Annotated in this window: 15 protein-coding genes; 5 read left to right on the forward strand and 10 right to left on the reverse strand. The window is 37.8% G+C overall.

What is annotated here, in order from left to right:
• Positions 1-94: 94 nt before the first annotated feature.
• Genes CL42_RS10150 through CL42_RS10165 form a run of 4 tightly spaced genes read right to left on the reverse strand, consistent with a single transcriptional unit; the run spans position 95 to position 3,931 of the window.
• Positions 95-937, reverse strand: a complete 843-nt coding sequence (locus tag CL42_RS10150; RefSeq protein WP_035267867.1) for a hypothetical protein — start codon at positions 935-937, stop codon at positions 95-97.
• Positions 938-997: 60 nt separating this feature from the next.
• Positions 998-2,083 (reverse strand): LLM class flavin-dependent oxidoreductase, encoded by a 1,086-nt coding sequence (locus CL42_RS10155; protein ID WP_035267868.1) that lies wholly within the window; start codon positions 2,081-2,083, stop codon positions 998-1,000.
• Positions 2,084-2,113: 30 nt separating this feature from the next.
• Positions 2,114-2,635 (reverse strand): flavin reductase family protein, encoded by a 522-nt coding sequence (locus CL42_RS10160; protein ID WP_081403273.1) that lies wholly within the window; start codon positions 2,633-2,635, stop codon positions 2,114-2,116.
• Between the two features lie 45 nt (positions 2,636-2,680).
• Entirely contained in the window at positions 2,681-3,931 is a 1,251-nt protein-coding gene (locus CL42_RS10165; protein WP_035267873.1) for a dienelactone hydrolase family protein, read from the reverse strand.
• A gap of 199 nt (positions 3,932-4,130) precedes the next feature.
• On the opposite strand from CL42_RS10165, the gene cysG reads away from it, so the two are divergent.
• From cysG to CL42_RS10185, 4 genes are all read left to right on the forward strand, one after another.
• On the forward strand, positions 4,131-5,516 hold the full coding sequence (cysG, locus tag CL42_RS10170; RefSeq protein ID WP_035267877.1) for a siroheme synthase CysG: 1,386 nt from the start codon (positions 4,131-4,133) through the stop codon (positions 5,514-5,516).
• Positions 5,517-5,544: 28 nt separating this feature from the next.
• The gene (locus CL42_RS10175) at positions 5,545-6,024 is read left to right on the forward strand and encodes a tRNA (cytidine(34)-2'-O)-methyltransferase (RefSeq protein WP_035267879.1); all 480 of its coding nucleotides are present in this window, start codon (positions 5,545-5,547) and stop codon (positions 6,022-6,024) included.
• Between the two features lie 449 nt (positions 6,025-6,473).
• Positions 6,474-7,808, forward strand: coding sequence for a solute carrier family 23 protein (locus tag CL42_RS10180; protein WP_035267892.1), 1,335 nt, complete (start codon positions 6,474-6,476; stop codon positions 7,806-7,808).
• A gap of 108 nt (positions 7,809-7,916) precedes the next feature.
• Complete coding sequence (locus tag CL42_RS10185) at positions 7,917-8,891, forward strand: isopenicillin N synthase family dioxygenase (RefSeq protein ID WP_035267882.1); 975 nt, start codon at positions 7,917-7,919, stop codon at positions 8,889-8,891.
• A gap of 60 nt (positions 8,892-8,951) precedes the next feature.
• On the opposite strand, the gene CL42_RS10190 is transcribed toward CL42_RS10185, so the two are convergent.
• Positions 8,952-10,031: a TIM barrel protein gene (locus tag CL42_RS10190; protein ID WP_035267883.1), complete on the reverse strand. Its 1,080-nt coding sequence runs from the start codon at positions 10,029-10,031 to the stop codon at positions 8,952-8,954.
• Between the two features lie 167 nt (positions 10,032-10,198).
• On the opposite strand from CL42_RS10190, the gene CL42_RS10195 reads away from it, so the two are divergent.
• Entirely contained in the window at positions 10,199-10,651 is a 453-nt protein-coding gene (locus tag CL42_RS10195; RefSeq protein WP_051586585.1) for a hypothetical protein, read from the forward strand.
• Positions 10,652-10,688: 37 nt separating this feature from the next.
• Here the strand turns inward: CL42_RS10195 and CL42_RS10200 are convergent, their stop codons facing one another.
• The 5 genes from CL42_RS10200 to lipB all read right to left on the reverse strand — a co-directional run bounded on the left by CL42_RS10200 (position 10,689) and on the right by lipB (position 16,630).
• Positions 10,689-12,206: an outer membrane protein transport protein gene (locus CL42_RS10200; RefSeq protein WP_035267884.1), complete on the reverse strand. Its 1,518-nt coding sequence runs from the start codon at positions 12,204-12,206 to the stop codon at positions 10,689-10,691.
• Positions 12,207-12,513: 307 nt separating this feature from the next.
• Positions 12,514-13,908 (reverse strand): APC family permease, encoded by a 1,395-nt coding sequence (locus tag CL42_RS10205; protein ID WP_035267885.1) that lies wholly within the window; start codon positions 13,906-13,908, stop codon positions 12,514-12,516.
• Between the two features lie 267 nt (positions 13,909-14,175).
• The gene (locus tag CL42_RS10210) at positions 14,176-15,360 is read right to left on the reverse strand and encodes an iron-containing alcohol dehydrogenase (protein ID WP_035267887.1); all 1,185 of its coding nucleotides are present in this window, start codon (positions 15,358-15,360) and stop codon (positions 14,176-14,178) included.
• A 2-nt stretch (positions 15,361-15,362) separates the two neighbouring features.
• A complete protein-coding gene (locus CL42_RS10215) occupies positions 15,363-15,896 on the reverse strand; it encodes a hypothetical protein (protein ID WP_035267888.1) in 534 nt (177 codons plus the stop codon).
• 77 nt (positions 15,897-15,973) lie between these two features.
• On the reverse strand, positions 15,974-16,630 hold the full coding sequence (gene lipB, locus CL42_RS10220; protein WP_035267889.1) for a lipoyl(octanoyl) transferase LipB: 657 nt from the start codon (positions 16,628-16,630) through the stop codon (positions 15,974-15,976).
• Positions 16,631-16,740 lie beyond the last annotated feature (110 nt).

A 16,740-nucleotide genomic window follows, 5' to 3' on the forward strand; every position in this document is an offset into this window, starting at 1 on the left:
TTTTTTGTTTTATCTCAAATAAATAAATTAATCTAAAATAGTAGAATATAAAAATACTCTTTTGGTACTAAATTAGATTAATTTGATATGTTATTTAAAAGTGGTAAGCGACACGTAACATAGGGCTACTCGCGGTCGCTCCTGAACCAGCAACACCAGATGCATCATTACCATATTTATTTTTCCAGTATTGATAAGCAATCCCAGCTTTCAATTTTGGTTGATTGGCAGATTTATCTTTAAGTAAAGAATACATTAAAGACATGTCTACAAAGATTTCACTGGCGGTAGGCTCACCAAAAGGATCTTTCCCTTTGGTACTCATCCAAACACCTATGCCTTGATAATTCCAATTCGATTGCATAATAGGAAAATCCCAAAGCACTTGAAGTGCTAAGTAAGGATCATAGGTATATTTTTTACTCAGTACATTAGCATCATTGCTCTCGTAATAGCCTAGCAAACTGAGATTAAGATAGCCTGGTGTATTTAATGTAACACTTGGACCAGCAACATACATTTGTCGATTTGAACCATAATCATCATTCTTTGTATTCCAGTCAAAACCTACTGTAAAACCATATGTCTTGAACCAACTAGAATCATTCGGTTTGTGTTGCGTGATACTTGGGATATCTAAGGTATGACGATAAATTGCATATGCCTCTTGAGCTCCTCGACCAGAAGCTTTGTTTGCATTTGGTTCAGCTGAGGATTGATGCATATTGAGTTGAAAAAAATTGGTGCCATATTTATAGCCGCTTAGGTGTACAAGACTAAAAATATACTTGTCAAAATCACCGTCTTTAAATGGTTCTGAGAAATCTTGACCATAACTGACAGCCAGTGAAGTATCACTCCAATTTGCCGCTTGAACTGCAGTGCCTAATGCAAAGCAGATTGATCCAGTGAATAACCCCTTTAAAATATAATTCACAGCTAAATTCCCTCTTAAAATAAATAAGCCGACAGTGAAACTGTCGGCTTAAGTGGTGGATTAACGAATATTATGCTTTTCCAAAATTGGTAAAACATGATCACGGAAATACGGAAATTCGCGGCTATAATCGAGGAATGAAAGAGTCGTTCCTCTAAAACCAGCTTCATGTAAATCTAAAATACCTTGCGCGACTTGTTCAGGTGTACCGACTAATGGAAAGCCACCATGGCCTACACTCATTGCATCACGAATGGATTGTTGAACCTCTTTTGGGAAACTTTGAGCATGTGCAAACATTAAGCTCATCAGATTGTCAACGGCGACAGTATCAGCATTGTTTAATTGACGATCCCATTCTGCTTTGGCTTCCTCTTGTGTAGGTCTGCAAATGACATGGGAGAAGGTCATTACATTGACTTCTCTGTTTACGTCGCGACCTGATTGTTTAAGCTCATCAATTTCAATCTTGCTTCTGCCCAAGTCTGAAGCTGGTGTAAAAAGAAAGTCCGCATTATTAACGGCAAATTCACGTCCATTTTTTGAACCAGCAGCATTGAAGATAGGCGGATGTACAAGTGGTTTTGGTTTTCCATAAGTTCCTTTGGTTTTGAAAAACTTACTTTCAAAATCAAATTTTTCTTCACTGGTCCATACTTTTTTAATCAAGTCATACCAGTCTTGTGCATAACCATAACGAGTTTCGTGATCATCAGGTAAATGTAGACCGAGTGCTTCATATTCAGGTTTATTCCAGCCTGCAACAATGTTGAGTCCAATACGACCTTGACTAATCTCAGATAGCGTTGCAATCTGCTTGGCAACTACAACTGGATGATTGGGGACAGTCTGAATTGTCGCAAAAACTGTAATGTCTTTGGTTAAAGCCAATAATGCGGCCGCCCAAGTCATGGTCTCTAAAATTGTTCCCTGAAAGTCTGTTTCACCGCCATAGCCTGTAAAGCGAGCAATCGGTAACATGAAGTCGATACCAGCTTCATCTAGCATTTTTCCAAGTTCGAGATTCTTTTCCCAGCTCGCACTCCATCGATCTTCAAGAGTTGAAATGGTCATTCCACCTGAGCAGTTAGAAGCAAATGAGCCGAGTAGAAAGCGATTATCATTGAAAAAGTGATGTTGATTCATTTTAAAAAGTCCTTAAATTTCGTGAATTCGCTATACACCAGCAAATGCTTGATGAAGATTTGCTTGTTTATATTGCCCGTTATGGAACACCAATGGATTTCCAAGCTGATTACGGGAGGCTTCAATTTGTCCCACAATAATGTAGTGATCCCCAGCTTCATGAAGCTCATACTGACGACAAACAAAAGTGGTTAAGGATTTATTTAGAATGGGGATGCCCATATACTCATCAACGTCATCTAAGCCTTCGAATTTGTCATCAGAAGATTTTGAGAAATGCTTAGACTCTTGATACTGATCTTCACTCAAGATATTGATGGCAAAATATTCTGCCTGTTTGAAATCTTCGAAATGTGTCGCAGATTTTGCGATGTTCCATAAAATTAAAGGTGGATCAAGCGATACAGAAGTAAATGAGTTCGCTGTCATTCCAATTTTTTTATGATTTGAATCTAATGCAGTTACTACTGTAATCCCAGTTGCATACTGACCTAAGAGTTGGCGTAACGAGCGTTGCTCCAACTGTATTACAGGTGTCATTTCATTTAACATGATCATAATCCTTCATCTTAATTCTGATTGTCAGAATGAGTTCCTTTATTCGCCAATCGGTTTATTTTCACTGGATGGCCAAGTTGGCATCAGTTCATTTGAGGGTAAAGTTTCATCTAAAAGTTTCTTGGCAGTTTCAACACCTGCAACAGGTAGTCCAGTTGGATCTAATACGCCAATTTGCACCAGTAAACTTGCCTGATCCCAATAGATATGCTCATGACATAGTTTCGGTCCACGGAACTTGATAATGCCGAGCATTGGAATCTCTACATATTTTCCCGTCGGTTTAATTCCAGGAATTAACCAATCAATTTCCTCATCATGAGTAAAACTCATAATGAATTCATCAACGACTTGAGTTGCGCCTACAGTTCGTGAAATAGGCGTTAGTTTCATATCTTTTGGATTGTTATGAACAAAATGGTATTGATAGAAGCGAGCTAATTGCTTGTAGCCGACGCCACCTGTCAATGTTGGAATGTGATTGACATAAGGCTCTGCCACCATTGTTGCCATCGTGTCTGGAACATTTCGAGTGTCAAATTCAAATCGAACATGCTCTTCCCATAGCGCAGCAAGGTCGTAATTTGGTCCTATTGCTTTGCGTAAAGCTGTAATGGTTCTTTCATGTGCCATGAGTGCACTAGGCTTGTGATAATGCATACTCTGTGGGCGAGCAAAAGCATGATCAACATCTGGATAAATATATGTTTCGACTTTTGAGTTGTTTTGCAGAGCAAGTAGGATTTGATCACGAGTGTTAGAATCACAGAACTGATCTTGTTCAGCAAAATGAAGAACCAGTTTGGATTGAATGTTGACTGCTTCTTCTAGGTTTTGCTCGATTCCTACACCGTAGTAAGAAACAGAACACTTTAAATCTGGAATGCGGCAAGCTGCGAGATATGCCAATTTACCGCCTAGGCAGTATCCGACCAATCCAGTACCTGCATCTTGATCAACTGTTTCAAGGGATTTGAGTGTTTCAATTGTAGATTTGATATCCTCAATACCCAGATCTTGATTAAATTGAGTATATAAGTCATATGCTTTTTGAAAGTCTTCTTCGGTATAACCGAGTTCTACATTAGGTTGAATACGCCAAAATAAATCAGGAACAATAACGGTATAACCTTCTTCAGCCAAAAAGTCTGCCTTTTGACGCATAACTTCATTAACACCGAAAATTTCCTGACATAACACAAGACCAGGACCTTTACCTGCTTCAGGTACTGAAAGATATGCTTTAAACGAACCTGCTGATGAATGTACATCAATATATGAACCAGCCATCTCGATAATCTCCTTTACTGTTGAACTTATCATCGGCATCAGCAGGATTTTTGACTATCCAAATAGAGTTCAAGTTTTATCCGTTTTAGGTCCCTTCATCGATATGCATCTGTTAAAAAAGCTACCACTTGCTTACTTTTAAGCAGCTTGAGTCGTGGAGAAGGTGCTAAAATATAGTAGGCATATGAGGATCGATTCAGTGGATATTTTTCCAATTTCATTAAAATTGCAGCAGCAACCTTGTTTGATTGTCGGTGGAGGGCATATTGCATATCGCAAAGCACTGTTACTGCAAAAATCAGGAGCAAAAATTTCGGTTATTTCACCTGAGATTGAGGCGCAACTTTTAGAAATTGTCGAGAAAAGCTCTGGTCAATATATTCAAGCTCATTTTGAAGATCACGATTTAAAATTAAACGATTACCGTTTAGTGATTGCTGCCACAGATCAGCCTTTAGTGAATCAACAAGTTTTTGAAGAATGTGAAAACTTAAATGTATTGGTGAATAGTGTTGATGATCCACCACATTGCCGATTTATGGTCCCTGCAATTGTTGATCGCTCTCCACTTGTTATTTCAATTGCGAGTAATGGGACATCCCCAGTATTGTCCAGACAGATTAGAACTCAACTTGAGACTGTAATCCCCCATGGAATCGGAACATTAGCTAAAATCTCTGGTGAATGGCGACAACGTGTAAAACAAAAAATTAAAAATCCTGATGAACGCCGTATCTTTTGGGAAGAGCTGTATGCTGGACCTTTCAAAGAGCGTGTATTTAATAATAATCTGGCTGAAGCAGAAAAAATTATTCATCAGTCTTTAATAGAATGGAACAAACCCAAAGGTGAAGTTTATTTAGTTGGGGCAGGTCCAGGTGATCCCGAGCTTCTCACACTCAAAGCTTTAAGGTTGATGCAACAAGCAGATGTTGTGATTTATGACCGTTTAGTTTCTGGTGCTATTATGGAGTTATGCCGCCGGGATGCTGAAAAAATCTATGTGGGTAAAGCAAGGTCAAATCATGCTGTTCCACAAGAAGGTATTAATGCTTTACTCGTGAAATATGCGAATGAAGGCAAACGTGTCTGCCGTTTAAAAGGAGGAGATCCTTTTATTTTTGGGCGAGGTGGTGAGGAAATTCAAGAACTCTATGAGGCAGGAATTTCATTTCAGGTCGTTCCCGGAATTACCGCAGCATCAGGGTGTTCAGCATATGCGGGTATCCCTTTAACTCATCGTGATTACGCACAAAGTGTTCGCTTCTTGACTGGACATTTGAAGGAAGGTTCTCCTGAACTTCCATGGAATGAACTCGTGTATGAACACCAAACATTGGTACTGTACATGGGGCTTGTTGGATTAGAAAAAATCTGTGAAAAGCTTATTCAACATGGTCAACGAGCAGACATGCCTGTTGCTTTAATTTCTAAAGGTACGACACCAGAACAAAAAGTTGTTGTGGGGACTTTGGCAGATATCGCTTCGAAAGTGTTAGAAAATCAAATTCAGGCGCCAACTTTGACCATTATTGGTGAGGTGGTGAAATTAAGAGAACAGTTGAAATGGCAAGACGAACTGTAAAAGTCTGCTATAAAGTTGAGAAATTATTGTGATTCATGTTGTTTTATACGAACCAGAAATTCCTGCAAATACAGGAAACATTATCCGTTTATGTGCAAATACAGGAGCACAATTACATTTGGTCAAACCGCTAGGTTTTGAGCTGGATGATAAGAAGTTAAAGCGTGCTGGATTAGATTACCATGAATGGGCTCGCATGCAGATATGGGATAATATTGAAGCATGTCTGGAAAATCTAGCGAGTCAAGGTGTGGATCAAGATTCGATTTATCCTTTAACGACCAAAGGTACCGAAACACCACATACCTCGAATCTGAATAGGCCAGTTGCTTTACTCATGGGGCCTGAAACGCGCGGACTACCTGAACATGTCCGTATGATGTTCCCAAAGCAACATTGGATTCGTTTGCCCATGGCACCAAATTCTAGAAGCTTAAATTTATCTAATGCTACGGCAGTGATTGTTTATGAAGCATGGCGACAACAAGGATTTAAAGATTTAACTTAAGTCAGTAAGGTCATCGAAAGGTGACCTTTTTTAATGCATAAAAGTTTAGTAAAACTTGGCTAATATAATGAAATATTCATTAAGAATAAAATTAAAATAATGATTTTAAATACGATTTGATTTTATATTTCGGGAATCCAATTTTTTTGAGTAAAAGTTTAAAAAATATACAAAATGGTCAAATTTTTTATTTGTTAATGAATTTAATATTTATATAAAACATAGTGTTAGGTTTGATTTTTGTTGATCTTAAACTAGCTGTCATCCAAACGAGATATTAGAAATTCGACCAATTGGTATATTTGTTGCTTAGTTAAAGTGAATATATGGTTCCGATAAATTTGATAGACGAACTGTGATTTGTACTTAAACGAAATGAATTTATCATTGTACAGCCAATGTCTAAAGATGTTCGACATTGGCTCACATTACCAATGGGGTGGTATGTGATGAAAGAGAATTGGTTTTCCAAATTTACTCCTTTTCAAGGGGATATTGAAAAAACTCCCGTTGCCATGAACGAGTACTTGCCTGCAGGACAAAGTATTGTACTTGGACTTCAACATACATTTGCCATGTTTGGTGCAACAGTGTTGGCACCGCTGCTCATGGGGTTTGATCCTAGTCTAACGATCCTGTTATCTGGTATTGGCACGATATTATTTTTCCTTATCACAGGTGGGAGAGTGCCAAGCTATCTTGGGGGGAGTTTTGCTTTTATTGGTGCTGTGATTGCTGTAACAGGCTATACCGGTTCAGGGTTAAATCCAAATATTGGGATTGCCTTAGGTGCAATAGTGGTTTGTGGCATTTTCTATGCCTTGATGGGTTTGCTTGTAATGAAAACGGGTTCTCAATGGATGGAGAATCTTTTACCACCAGTTGTTGCTGGTGCAATCATTATGATTGTTGGATTAAATTTAGCACCTGGGGCGATTAAAGCCGTATCAGGTAATGAGTTTGATACATGGATGGCTTTGTTGACCGCAATGTGTATTGGTGGTGTCGCAGTATTTACAAGTGGAATGTTGAGACGATTATTGCTATTGGTGGGTTTGATAGTTTCGTATCTTGTATATTTTGTTTTAGCTAACATGATGGGAATGGGTAAACCAATCGATTTTAGCTCGGTTTCAAATGCGGCATGGTTTGGTTTACCAACTTTATATCAACCTGAATTTCAAATGAATGCAATTCTGCTGATTCTACCTATCGCATTTATTCTTATTGCTGAAAATCTTGCGCATTTCAAAGTTGTAAGTGAAATGACAGGCAAAAATATTACGCCTTATATGGGTAGAGCATTTTTGGCAGATGGGGTATGTACCTCTATGTCTGGTGCTGTAGGAGGAACTGGATTAACTACATATGCAGAGAATATTGGGGTCATGGCGGCAACGCGTATTTACTCTACAGTGATTTTTGTAATTGCGGGTATTGTCGCCATTATTCTGGGATTATCACCAAAATTTGGAGCACTCATTAGCACATTACCTGTCGCAATTTTGACAGGGACTTCAATGATTGTTTTCGGCTTAATTGTAATCGCTGGTGCGAAAATCTGGATCGAAAATAAAGTCGATTTTACTCAAAACGGCAACATTATTGTGGCATCAGTGACTGTGATTATGGGCGCAGGGAACTATTCGATTATGGTTGGTGGACTTGATCTCGGCGGCATTACAACGGCGACATTTGCTGGAATTATTCTAAATCTGATTTTTAATCGAGCTAAGCAAAAGCAGAATCAAATAGTAGCAGACGTTGTACCAGAAAAAACTTAAGTTTGAGACTTAGCTTTTAAGACAAATTTTAGTCAATCCTAAATTGTCGAAAGTTTCAGCAAGATAATGAAAACGTAAAAGATGTATACCTGATACAAGGGGATAAAAATGGGAATACCAGTAATTGATTTAGCAGGCGTAGATATAAACAAACCAGAAAGTGAGGCGACTAAACGTGCAGTTGCTGAACTGAGAAAAGCTGCGATGCATTCAGGTTTTTTCTATGTGAAGAATCATACAGTTCCTTTAGAAATGATGACGCGACAGTTTGCATTAGCAAAAGAATTATTGGCGCTTCCAGAAGACGTTAAGCAAAAATATGATGTACGTAATTTTTTTGGATTCCGTGGATTTGATAAACTAAATGGTCAGCAATTAGACCCTTACGGCAAGCCAGATTATAAAGAAGGGTTTTATTGTGGTCGTAATTATCCTCAAGATCATCCTTTTGCAATCGCTAAATATCAAAACTATGGTCCAAATCAGTGGCCTGAAGAATTACCTCAATGTGAATTGATTTGTCAGGAGTACATCGATGAAATGTATAAACTGGCAAATTTTCTGATGCAACTTTTGGCATTAACGTTAAATCTGCCATCGAACTATTTTGATGCTTCTAGTAAAGATCCTATGGGAACATTACGTATGTTGCGTTATCCACCTACACCTAGAGATGATGATGAAACATATGGCGTTGGCGCGCATACAGATTGGGGGTCAGTCACCATTTTGGCACAAGATCAAATAGGCGGATTAGAAGTGTGCATGCCTGACGGAGAGTGGGTTGCAGCACCACCAATTGAAGGAACATTTGTAGTTAATCTAGGTGATATGATTCCAAAATGGACCAATGGTCTATATCACTCCAATCCACATCGAGTAAAAAATAGTTTTTCAAATGGTGCTTATCGTTACTCAATTCCATTTTTTTATGAACCAGACTATCACGCTGTGATTGAGCCAGTTCCAGGAACATTGAAAGAAGGTGAATTACCTTTATATGCACCATGTACAGTAGGGGAGCATTTAGAAGAAATGTATAATCGTTCATATAAAAAAGCGGAAGAGAATGCAGTAGCTTAAATCTCGCGATACAAAAAAAGCATTATCTATATAATGCTTTTTTTTAATTATTCTAATGATTTATGAGCGATATTGATTGATAAAGTCCTCAGAACTTAGCCCTTTTTTAGCATAATGAATTGATGCTCTTTCCGCATATATTTGTCTAATATAGCGCGCTATGTCGCAGCTATCTGCAAACATATTATATTTCCAACCCAAACCATAGGACCATAAATTAATATTATCCACGGTCATGATTTCAATATTTGTATCCTCATGATCCAAATAATGGTCAATCATCTTGCGAATGACCTCTTGGGTGCAGCTTAATTTATATGCATGCCATTCATCATGGGGACACGCATTTTTTGGTGGCTGCCTAAATGGGTATTGAATGCCTCTTCCAGGGCGATTAAGACCGTGACCTTCCCATGGGCTGTATTCTTGGGACCATGTATTTAATGGCCCGTTTGGAACCGCAGGACGTATTTGCCCCCAATGTACCAAATTTTGATTTAACCAATCATCTGCAAAACTATCGCAGTTGAAAGGATCAAGCTTTCTAATGGCTTCTTGGTCATGTTGAAAAGAGATATAAGATTCGATTGGATTTTCGATTTTGAAAATACAGTGGCTATAGTCCATCGCCATTTTAAATGGAATACCTTGATGATTGACTAAAGCTGCAACTTTCTCTACCCGGCGATAATCTTCAGACCAATTATCTACGTGATTTTCAAAGGTAATGGTTATACCCTTACTTTGAGCATACTCATAAAAATATAAATAGGCATCAGCAACTTGTTGATCATTAAGATAGTTGAATTTACTGTCTTTTGCTGCAAGCATAATGTTGTGGTATTTGGCGCCTACGGCACATGTAAGCTCGATATTTTCTTTGAATATTTTTTCATGTTCTCCCCAAATATAGCATCCGTAACCTGAATAAACTGGAATATTGTATTTTTGACTCCCTTTAATGTAATCATCAATCATTTCACGATGAGTCGGAATGTGATCGATAAAATCCCACACGCTCGATTCTGCAAGTAGATCGAATTTTTCCATTATTGATGGTTCTTCAAGAGATACTGGATTTTCAAATGATGAGGCTTGTATGCCTAGTCCAGCACAGCCTAATGGAAACATTTTTTTCATAAATTCAATACCAAAAATATATAATTAAATCAGTGAATTGATAATGCAAAAAAAATGCCTTAATCCCTTAATATTTCAATCTATTACATTATTAAAATGGCTTTTTTAAAATATCAGTTGTCTAATACGAACATAAATTTATCGAAATAAATTAGATACGGGGATGTATGATTAAAAACATTAAAAAATACAGCTATGGAATTATAGTAATCATCTGTGCAGGAATGACGACCTCTAAAGTGATGGCACAAAATGAAAATAAAGAACAAGCGGATTTAAATAATATTAATCCATTGACTCAACAGGAAATCGATCAAGCATTAGCTCAGATGAAAGCAAAAATGTTCAAAAATTTGAAAAATTGGAGTGCAGCGTTAAAACGAAATGATTTCGAGCGGACAGGAAAAAATTTGGTGTTAAAAAGTAACAAACAGCTTGAATTATGTCATATATATCAAGCTTCTGTAGATGAAACATATTCTTTAGCGCAAAAAAATCGCCATCGTATGTCTATAGATGAACAGAAAATTGTGGATGATCGAAACAGGTTTATTGAGTATTTGGGATTCAAAGATAATCAAATTGATACTAAATTAGGTTTTAGTTGTCGATTAATTTAAAAAAAAGCACGGATGAAAAATCCGTGCTTTTTAAACTCTAGAAACGGTAACCAATTTTAAAGCTATATCCAATAGCTGTATTGTCTTTAAAATCTGCATCATAGCGATCGGTTCCGAACCAACTAGCAGATTGAGCTTTTGCATCACCTAACCAAAAATATCGTGCACCCGCTTGAATGAATGTATTTTTATTAAAGCTGTACTGACCACCTAATCCTGCACTCCAAAAACCTTCAGATGGACCTAAGGTAGAAACATATTCACCTGCACCAGAGTCCCATCCTCCGATAATGGTCAATGCGAGTTTTTCATTTAATTTTCTTGCGATACCGAATGTTGCAGATATTTGATCTTTTTCATAAGCGATTAAGTCGAAACCACGAGGTCCTTTACCTTGTCCCTCAGTAATCGAAGAAGTTAAAACTCCAAATTTGTATGGACGGATTTTGAACTCAGACCAATCTACCCAACGTAAATTGATATAAGCTAATGTATCAGCCATGATACCTGATTGGAAATCAAGGTTAACTGATTGTGGAGTTGATGCTGAGGTTTTACCTTCTGCATATTGGTAGTCGGTACCAAGTGCCCCAATTTTATCTACAATATGCCACCCTGGATGTACAATAGGTAATGTATCTGTAATCACTTCAGGCATACTTTCTTCAGCTTGAACTGAATAAGAAATTTTTGATCTGTAGGTTAATGAAGCTCTTAATGCTATTTCAGGAATTTGAAATGCAGCACCCGCTAGCCAACCAAAAGCACCTTCTTCAGGCATACTTGCTTTATAGCCTTGATAATCTTTTCTTGTATCACGACCAAGAAGATCTCTTGAACCTGTACCTTTTTCCTTAAAAGTACTACACAGTGCTACACCACTAGTCTGTGAATTACATAAATAACCACCTAATAGACTGTAAGCAGTTCCTTGTAAACTAAGATCACCTTTTACTGTTTGATAAACTGGGCCTGCATAAAAATTAAGGTGTTCATTAGGTTGGAAGCCTACGACTAGAGATAAACTATTTGTCGATACTTCAGCCTCTGTACTGCCATACTCACTGTGAAATGCACCATATTTTGTCGCAGATTCAAGGTCACCTAATGGCAATCGTCCTGAGCTGTTGACTCTGGAATGTTTTTTATCAGAATTTGAATAAGAGGCTTTTGCTCCGAAAGGTTGGTCATAAATTAAACCTAATGAAATATTGTCAGTCACTTGAAATTTTAAATTAATATTTGCAAATCCGAACGTGTCTGCAATATCACTTAAATTTGAGCCCGCAATTTCCCCACCTGCGTTAATATCATCTGCTGTAGGCATATTCCAACCATTCGGGTCTCTTAATCCTGCAGATGCAGGACCCGAAGGTTCAGTTCTCATTGTTCCTGAAAGATCAGCATCCAAAATTGAGTAACTAAAATCTACATAGTTTCCTGGCTGTAAAAAGCCATTCATCGATTGGCCTGAACGATCCATAGCTGCAGCATAAGCGCCCGCGGTTGGAAACATTGCGACCAAAATCGCCCCAGTAAGTGTATTCAAACGCATTATTACATTCCCTGTGTAATGAATATTATTAGAGCTTTTACTCAAATATTTTGCTCTTTATACACATCGTGTAATTTTTGGTCAATGAGTATCCTGACAAATATGTAATTTTTTGCCAATCATTTTTTATTTAATTTCATGTATTTGCGTTTAAATGTGTTATTTGTCTCATTATTTTGAAATAAAGCTGCATATTATGATGTAGAGTTTATTTTTTAAATAATAAATTTTGATTGATGTTTGATCATTTTGGTCAATTTCCATGATAAAAAAAGGCGCCTAAGCGCCTTTTCTAAAAAATCAATTTTTAACGATCATTAAACTCATCATGTTGTGGAGCAGGGTATTTAAAGCCTTTGGTTTTATAACCTAAATACAAAATACCACCAATCGCCCAAATCAAACCATATTTAAGCGATGCTTGATCGACCTCTAACCACAATGCAAATACTGCAATAAAGCCGAGTAATGGTACGATAACGAAATTAATAATTTCTTTCGCTGTTTTAGTACGACCATCGCGTAACGCATAGCGTGAGATAACAGATAAGTTCACAAAGCTAAATGCTGTTAACGCACCGAAGCTAATTAATGAAATGACAAAGTCTAAATCCATAAAACCAGCGGTTAATGCGACTGCACCTACAATCATGATGTTATATGATGGAGTGAAGTTTTTAGGGCTGATGTGACCAAAAATTTTCTTATTGATGACACCATCGCGTCCCATAACATACATAAGGCGTGATACACCTGCATGTGCAGAAATACCTGATGCCATAACAGTAATGATGGCAAATGCAAGCACATAAGACTGGAACAAAGATCCACCAACCAACAACAAAATTTCAGGTTGAGTTTCTGCAATATTCTGGAAGTATGATCCCGGATTATTAGGGAAATAGATCTGCATGAAGTAAGTGCTGACGATAAAGATAATCCCTGCAATTAAAGCAGTTAAGAAAATTGCTTTTGGTAGCGTTTTCTCAGTATCTTTAGTTTCTTCAGCGAGAGAACTGAGTGAGTCAAATCCTGTAAATGAGAAGCAGAGTAATGTTGCACCTGTGATCAAGGCACCCACTGAAGTTAACTCATTCCAAAATGGTTCTAAACTCCAAAGTTGGTAGCGTTGTTCAGCAGAGATTGGACCATCCGCGTTATATCCCATTTGGAGCTTGGTATAGACCATCCATGTAAATACAGCGATCACAATTAATTGTACGAATACAATTAAGCTGTTGAAATTTGCAACAAATCGCGCACCACGAAGGTTAATACCTGTCATAAATGCTGTTAACACAATGACCCAGACCCAATGATTGACATCAGGGAATAAAGCCTCAAGATAAATCACCGCAAGGATGATGTTGACCATGGGGGAGAGCAGGTAATCTAACCATGATGACCAGCCAACCATAAAACCAACGTTAGGGTGGATAGATTTTTGAGCATAGGTATACGCTGAACCTGAAGATGGATATCTACGGATCATATGACCATAACTCAATGAAGTCAGTAGGATTGCAACAAGTGCAAAAATATATGATGTAGGAACGTGGAAATTACTTTCTTCTGATACCAAACCGAAAGTATCAAACAACGTCATTGGCTGAATATAAGCTAAACCGATAATAATGATGTGCCAGAGTCCTAGCGTTTTTTGCAGTTTAGCTGCCGATTGAGTCCCAGTTATATTAGTCAACGGCTTTATCCTCTTAATCGTTGATCAAGGATCAGTCAAATCAATTAAGGATCGTTTGAGACGAACGATCCCCCCTAATGTTTTTTCAAAAGTGCGCCAATCTAAACCAAATTGATGCAGTTTGTCAGTAGTTTGTGCGAGTTTTTTTAGCAGGATTTATGCCAAAGATATTGAACTCATGAGTTAAAACAACTAACAAATGAAAAGCCTGATGTCTAAAAAAACATCAGGCTAGTTTTAAGCGTATCTTTACTTATTTTGAGAAAATTACCAAGCTTTTTCTAAGATAGATTTCAAATCTTTTAATGTCGCTTCTTTAGGGTTGAAAATGATAGATCCGTCATTTAACGCTTTTTCGGCAACTTCATCTAATTGAGATTGCGTAACTTTGCCTGTCTCACGTAATGTACGTGGCAGTTTAGTTAAATCATAAATGCGATCACGCATTGTGTTGATAATCGCAATAGCTTTATCTGCACGTTGATTTGCTGGTGTCTGTGCATAGATATCAGTACCTGCAAGCGGTAGTAACAGGTCAGCAATCTTATCGCCATTCACATCCTTATTGTAATCAAGTACATAAGGGAGGAATAAGTTCATGCACAAACCATGTGGTAAGTGAGCAACTGCACCTAGAGCGTGTCCAAGGGAGTGAACAATACCGACCATTGCATTTGAGAATGCAATTCCAGCCATGGTTGATGCTTGAGCAAGTTCTAAACGGGCATCAGCATCTTTTGGATTTTCCAAAACTCTAAACAAGTTTTCACTAATTTTTTTAATTGCAGCAGTAGCGTAAGCATCACTGATAGGATTCGCTGCCAAACACGTATAGGCCTCAACTGCATGTGTCATTGCATCCATTCCTGTCATTGCTGTCAGGTGTGGAGGTAATGTTAAAGTCATACGTGGATCTAAAATTGCAGCACTAGGCATTAAATATTTTGAAGCAAATGCCATTTTTTGATTATTCGCTGTATCTGAAACCACAGCAACCATCGTGACTTCAGAGCCTGTACCTGATGTTGTTGGGATAACAAAAAAAGGCTTTAATGGGCGAGGTAGGTTGTGAGCTCCTGAATATTTCAGCAGATCATCGCCTCCTTCGGAGACGAGAATATTGGCAGCTTTTGCTGTGTCGATGACTGAACCACCCCCAATTGCAATGATGGCATCGCATTGATTGTTACGATACATCTCAGTCACGGCTTTTACTGTTTCTAAACTTGAGTCCGGTGGAACTTCATCAAAAATTGAGCCAATTTTTACTTCTGTCGCTGCAAAAGCAGCTTCCACTGGTTCAAGTAGACCATTGGCACGTACGCCTTTGTCTGTGATGATGAGTGGTTTTTTTGAACCCATTGAATCTAGCTCAAATGGAATGTGTTCAAGCGCAGCATTACCAGCAATCACTTTAACTGGACAGAAAAATTCATAATATGGTTTAGCCATGCTTAAGCACTCCCTTTAATATATGACTGAGCTACTTTGAGATAAATATTTGCTGCACCTGTCAATTTTTCTTTTAATGACAGATTGACCGGATATTCTTTGACTGCAAGTTCAGCGACTAATTTTGGAAGAATAAGGGCTTCCATTTTATTCAGACAACGCACTAAACGTATTGCATGACCTAAATCGCCATCAGCAATCATACGGTCATTTGCAAATGCTTGTGCAGTACTTTCTTGGAAAGAAAATACCAAAAAAGCATGATGCATATGTTTAAAGGTAATCGTTAAATCTGGTTTTTTTGATGCATGGTCGATTAAGACAAGTTGATGTTGTGGATTCACTTGTGCAATAAATGCTGCATCACTGTTGAAAACGTCCATTGAAATCGTGAAGCCGACAGGAAATTTAGCAATTTCCTGTTTTATTTCTTCATCGACTTGACTTGCCATCGCTAAGCCTCTGCCAATCACGTCAAGCATGAGTTTGACATAAGCTTGTTCTAGCGCGGGCTTTACAGAGTTAATAGAAATCACTCACTTGTCCCTTATCACATAGTTTTATAATTTAGAGTAAATACTCTAAAATTATCTAATGACAAAGTAAAGGAGTTTTAATGATCATTCACGATAATTTGACTGAACAGGTCACTTTTTTTTAGATAGGCAATGAGGTCTTGAACTAACATATCAAAACTTGGGTAGGGATTTATCAAATCAGAGATTCTGACCATTTCAAGACCTGCATAACCACATGGATTAATAGTTTGGAAGCCTTCCAGGTCACAATCTATATTAAGTGAGAGTCCATGATAACTGCGACCTTTTCGGATTTTAAAGCCCAGAGATCCAATTTTTCTACCATCAACATAAACACCAGGTGCATCTGGTTTAGCATAAGCTTCGATACCGTATTTTTTTAATAAATCGATCATGACATTTTCTGCATAGCTGACTAAAGTACGGACATTCCAGCCTAATCGATTTAAATCAAACATAAAATATGCAACTAATTGTCCTGGACCATGCCAAGTGACTTGTCCACCACGATCAGTTTGAACAACTGGGATATGGCTAGGCACTAATATATGTTCTGGTTTGCCAGCTTGTCCTTGGGTAAGCACAGAATTGTGCTGCAAAATCCAAAATTCATCTGCTGTTTGTTCGTCACGCTGTTCTGTCATCAGCTTCATTTCTTGGAAGCGATCTTCATAAGAAGTGGTTTGGGTATAGTGACGAATAATCAATTGAGGTTTGGTTTTGACATCCACGGAGGTTAAGGCTCACATTCAAAAATGAGTTTTATTATAGACAATATTGTTGAATTAAGTGTGACCTAGGCACATACTTGATGAATAATTAACAAACATAAAAAAACACG

This window comes from Acinetobacter sp. Ver3, assembly GCF_000632455.1.
Lineage (GTDB): Bacteria > Pseudomonadota > Gammaproteobacteria > Pseudomonadales > Moraxellaceae > Acinetobacter.